General features: G+C 38.7%; 5 protein-coding genes. 1 reads left to right on the top strand and 4 read right to left on the bottom strand.

Annotation, left to right across the window (positions count from 1 at the left end; translation table 11 throughout):
• Positions 1-474 precede the first annotated feature (474 nt).
• The 4 genes from H5187_RS22565 to H5187_RS22550 all read right to left on the bottom strand — a co-directional run bounded on the left by H5187_RS22565 (position 475) and on the right by H5187_RS22550 (position 3,706).
• Positions 475-1,185, bottom strand: a complete 711-nt coding sequence (locus H5187_RS22565; RefSeq protein ID WP_182798391.1) for a hypothetical protein — start codon at positions 1,183-1,185, stop codon at positions 475-477.
• Between the two features lie 30 nt (positions 1,186-1,215).
• On the bottom strand, positions 1,216-1,761 hold the full coding sequence (locus H5187_RS22560; RefSeq protein WP_310737479.1) for a DinB family protein: 546 nt from the start codon (positions 1,759-1,761) through the stop codon (positions 1,216-1,218).
• A gap of 300 nt (positions 1,762-2,061) precedes the next feature.
• On the bottom strand, positions 2,062-2,667 hold the full coding sequence (locus H5187_RS22555) for a hypothetical protein (RefSeq protein WP_182767949.1): 606 nt from the start codon (positions 2,665-2,667) through the stop codon (positions 2,062-2,064).
• Between the two features lie 430 nt (positions 2,668-3,097).
• Positions 3,098-3,706: a TetR/AcrR family transcriptional regulator gene (locus H5187_RS22550; protein WP_182798390.1), complete on the bottom strand. Its 609-nt coding sequence runs from the start codon at positions 3,704-3,706 to the stop codon at positions 3,098-3,100.
• Positions 3,707-3,800: 94 nt separating this feature from the next.
• Between H5187_RS22550 and H5187_RS22545 the strand changes: the two genes are divergently transcribed.
• The gene (locus H5187_RS22545) at positions 3,801-4,682 is read left to right on the top strand and encodes an SDR family oxidoreductase (protein ID WP_182740933.1); all 882 of its coding nucleotides are present in this window, start codon (positions 3,801-3,803) and stop codon (positions 4,680-4,682) included.
• Positions 4,683-4,904: the final 222 nt, after the last annotated feature.

Genomic DNA, 4,904 nt, shown 5'->3' with positions numbered 1-4,904 from the left:
AATCAGCTAAAAGCAGAAACAAGCTTTAATAAAGGCATGCCCGCAAAACAGAAAAAAGCTATGCGCAGTACAGGTTACCTTGAAAAGGTATTGAAATCATAGGCTTTTTTCATGCTCTTGCCCTGTAAAACGACGTAACAATGTTATTGGACAAATCACATCCAGATTATTTAAAAAGCTAGACTTTAGCTTTACAGATATTTACTGGTTGTTTTGATGTCTGAAGACAAGATTTGACCCCTTTGTTCTTTTCAAAAGATCTTTAATTGAATTATTCACAAAGAGATTAAGAAACACTGCGCTTTAGAGTAACACAGATTCTAGACTCACGAAGTAGGGGATATTATTACCCAATAGCCAATGCTTATCAGCCAACGACTCGCCATAGCATGTGATATCACCAGTACCAAAAATAGGCGTTTAGAATCGAGTGGTCTAGAGGTTAGAGACCTCCGGCTAACCGATTATGTGCGGTTATTCGTCTAGCCATGGTGGCCTTACATAAACTACTTTACTTACGTAGTCTAAATCTTTAACCCAAAATCGATCTCTACAACCAAGCTTCCATAATTTAGCACCAGCATCCATTGTGCAAGGGGCTAGGTCTTTTTCGTTCGACAAAAAAGGCCACATTAAATAAGTTGCAACTTCGTCACACTTAGTAAGGTAGATTGCCCAGTTTTTTAAGACTTCATAATGCTCCCTGTCATAGGGGAAGTTATCAATCCAATACTCACCAATCGCTTCATAAAGGACACCAAATAGTTCGTTATCCGATGTATCAGGGAATTCTATACCTGATGGAGCAATTTCAACTTGAAAGCCGCTATCAATAAAGGCAATAATTTCGGCATTATAGTCTTCCTCTAAAAGGATTGGTCGAAGACTCGATATGTGTAAGGAGACTAAATTCTTGAGTTCCTGATCATCACACCTAATCTGCTCACTCTTTGGTATTCTGTAACCCCACCTAGATATAGAGTCAGTTTCACTTACTATATTTAAAAGCCTATTCCTTATATCTTCGTGTTCATCAAAAACTCTCCATGCTTCATCGAGATCTTCTTCATTCTTAATTCCATCAAAGAAGAAATAATGATCGACCTCATTTTCAATATCAATTGAGTCAGGATCTTCGCTATTTCTCTTTAGGATTTCTTCCAATAGTCTTAATTCTTGATTCATCGCGGTGATCTCAAAAGTATGTTCGCTTTGTTATGCATGCGTTTCCTCCTGAATCTCAGCCAACAGGTCAGTAACCCCAATATCCACGCCTGCCTGCGATAGCAATGTAGAAACTTGGCCACGATGATGAGTCTGATGGTTAAAAAAATGAAGAACTAGACTCGAATATCGTTTGGTAGCGGAGATCCCCTTAGTGTTTTGGTAGCTGAGAATGAAATCCAGATCACTTTCAGATAGCTCGGCTGTCCAGTTGATAATTATCCGATCCAACCAGAACCGATGCTCCGATAGGCTACCAATGTCATTGAAGGCTATGTGATCCAGGCTCTTTGGATTTGGAATATCAGCTACCTCCTGTAAAGACCGCAAGCAGGCTGGATGGGTAGCAAACCGTTTTAGCCAGATAGTATCACCAACAATGATGTGATTAAGGGTTCCGAGAATGGATCCAAAAAAGGCCCCACGGTCTTGGGCCAGATTAGTTGCACTGAGCTGAGTCGAAGCCTCATACACCTTTAAATTCATCTGTTGATTATAGGCCGCCAGCAATTCAAAGTGATCTTTCAGGCTCATCATAGATCCTTATCATGGTTAACGAGCCTGTAGAATTACTCGTTTAAAATTTATTTTTATTGATTTTTTAACCATAGCTGAGTTCCTCTTTTGGTTCAATCAGTTACTTCTATTTCACGTAAAAGATAAAAGAGAACTAACATTGCATTAGGCAATGACTACTTAGCTTCACAAGGTTTAGTGTCATTGAGAGATATTTAGATCAATATTCATTATGGAAGGTGAACCGCCCATTGCACTTCCTGTTGATAAAAAGCGCATGATGGGTGTTGTGGGGGCTGGAGGAGACCTCAGGCTACCGGATTATGTTTTTTGAACACCATTTTTTAAGGCATTAAAACTATTAATATCTTTATGAGGTAAAGTACCAACATGCTTATTAATCTCTTTATCAATAACACCTTGATCGTTACTGAATTTTTTAATTTCAATATAGGTTGTTGATAATTTCTGAATCATGTCGGCTATTCCAGGCATTTTTACGGAGAAATCACCCGTGCTCATTTCTCCTCCCATTAAAGCTATTGCAATAACTAAGTTTCGTAATGATTTACCAGTGATTTCAATTTTTAATGGGCTATTGTAATTAATGGAAACAATTTCTAACTCATCATGATTAAACGCATATGCTGAAAAATAATTATAAGAGTTGAGGTCATTAATAAAGGATGGTTCAACTTCGTTGCTTTTATTAACAGTTTGGCTTGTTTTAACGAGTAATGCTCTTAAACATGAATCTATATTTACTTCTAACTCAGAGTCTAAAGTAGTAGATAAATGTTGAGCTGTTTTATATGAAGAAGAGAGCACCTTAAGAAATACAGTCATTTCATCTACTGTAATTTTTCTACTAAAAGAAAAGTTACTTTCCTCAGAAACCTCAATACTAATTATTTGATTATTGAACATTTACGATCCAGTTTGGTTAAAAACATAACATTTATAGTGCGCGAAGGGCGGATATTTCTGCTCAGACCACACTCATATGTATACTTTACACAGTTTTAACAAATTAGCTAAGGTATTACTATCATTAAGTTTTCTAAAATCTTTAAGTAGAGCTAAGTGGAACAATATACGCGCGTCGCTCATATCCTTGAATATGTTAGCAAACAACGTTTGACTACTTAATTAGCTATTATCAATAGCCGGGTATTGCTCACAGTCGAACTTAGTTAGAGCACTATGAGTTCAACTAGGCTTTGCTCTGAATATCAAATTCGACACTAACCAAAATAAATCTACATACTGATGCGAATTATTGTGCTGATTTGAGTCATAAAGTTCTCTTTTCAACCTTTGTTGAAAAAATGTCTTAAAACTGAACGAGCTGGCGTAGTCATTCCAGCACAGAAAAAGCGACTAATAATATCTTTTTCACCGTTTCAGGGGCCACACCTCGAGCTAGTTGTGTCGATGCATTGCTTAGCTGCGCGTCAATATAAGTAGCAGCAAATTCCGATGACATGTCCACAGAAAACTCTCCCTTAGTCTTTGAACGCTCTACCCATTTCTTGAAAAAAAGTAATCCCTGCTTTTCAAGAAAATCTATTTGCGCTTGTGTTTCTTTTCCCAAATGTACCCGTGATTCGCGCATTTTTATAAAAAGACAGCCATTTGGAGATTCATCATGACAATTAACTGAAGTGGCAAACGATATAAGGTTATCAAGGGCCTCTTTAAATGGAACGTCACTATTTAGCATCTGCTGCACAGGCTCTAACACTTGCTCCTGATACCTAATCAGGACAGCTTTCATCAAGCCATCTTCATTAGAAAATTCACGGTAAAGACCAGGTTTAGATACACCCGATCTTCTGCAAATTTCATTAAGGGATAAATTACCTATATTGTCTTTCCAGTAAGAATCCATTGCCACATCTAAAACATGATCGCGATCTAAGGTCTTTGGACGCCCTCTAACGGGCTTAACTGTATTTGAAATCATTTTGTACCACTCGGTATTTTAATTTGACAGGCTGTTCTTTACGGTTTGTTGTACCGGCTGGTATTTAATTAGGCAAAGCAAATAGGAAAGAATAATGAACGAAACACAAAAAAGCATCGTTATCACAGGTAGCAGCAGTGGATTTGGTCAAAAGTCAGTAAAAGATTTTGCTGATAAAGGCTATCTAGTGTTCGCTACTATGCGCGGCCCTGAAGGCAAAAACGCTGCAGTTAAAGCCGAATTAGAAGCGTATAGCGATTCTATTCAGGTTGTTGATATGGATGTTACTAACGACGATTCTGTCAAAACCGCCATTGCGAGTGTGCTAGATAAAGCGGGAAAAATTGATGTGTTACTAAACAATGCTGGTGTAATGTATCTTGGCATTACAGAAGCATTTAGCATTGATCAAGCTCGCGAGCAGATGGAAACCAACTACTATGGCGCTATGCGTACTATTCTGGCAGTTTTGCCTGCGATGCGTGAAGCTAAGTCTGGCCTGATCATCAACACCTCATCAATGGTTGGCCAAATTTCAGCGCCGTATTTCTCTACTTACGCAGCGACAAAACATGCTTTAGAAGGCTACCTCCAAGGTTTACGCTACGAAGTAGCACCATTCGGCATCGATGTCGCCATCGTACAACCAGGGCCATTCCCTACAGGTCTAAGTGCATCAGGACAACAACCATCACGCACAGACATACTGGACAGCTACGGTGAATTGGCAAACATTCCTGCCGCTATGTTCGAGGAATTCGGTAAATTTATGCAGAGCGATCAAGCGCCTAATCCACAAATGGTGGTAGATGCCTATTTAGCGCTAGCAGACATGCCTAAAGGTAAACGCCCAACACGCACAGCAGTTGGTTTAGTTTGGGGTGTAGATGAAATAAACGCAGCTAAACAACCTATCCAAGATCGTGTTTTGACAGAAATGCAACTAGACAAGGTGCTAGGTGGTGTTGACGTATAATTTTAGTCATCAGGGGGCAAGTTGTTTTGCCCCTTTGCTTATCAAGTTACAATAAAATGAATTATTTATCTGCGAGCTTACTGGCACAACTTATTTTTTATTCACCACTGAGCACACAGAGGCACTTCGCGCTGCACAGAGTAATCTTTTTTGATTTTATTTACTTTTCAGTGAATTCTGTGGTTAAATTTTTTAGAACCTAGAACCTAGAACCTAGAACCT

The organism is Pseudoalteromonas sp. SG44-1, from assembly GCF_014164315.1.
GTDB classification, from domain to species: Bacteria; Pseudomonadota; Gammaproteobacteria; order Enterobacterales; family Alteromonadaceae; genus Pseudoalteromonas; species Pseudoalteromonas rhizosphaerae.
This window is presented reverse-complemented; position numbering and strand designations above follow the sequence as displayed.

Coding starts and splice junctions, on each gene's coding strand:
- H5187_RS22560 (WP_310737479.1), bottom strand. CDS start 1,761: ATGATGAGCCTGAAAGATCACTTTGAATTGCTGGCGGCCTATAATCAA.
- H5187_RS22550 (WP_182798390.1), bottom strand. CDS start 3,706: ATGATTTCAAATACAGTTAAGCCCGTTAGAGGGCGTCCAAAGACCTTA.
- H5187_RS22565 (WP_182798391.1), bottom strand. CDS start 1,185: ATGAATCAAGAATTAAGACTATTGGAAGAAATCCTAAAGAGAAATAGC.
- H5187_RS22555 (WP_182767949.1), bottom strand. CDS start 2,667: ATGTTCAATAATCAAATAATTAGTATTGAGGTTTCTGAGGAAAGTAAC.
- H5187_RS22545 (WP_182740933.1), top strand. CDS start 3,801: ATGAACGAAACACAAAAAAGCATCGTTATCACAGGTAGCAGCAGTGGA.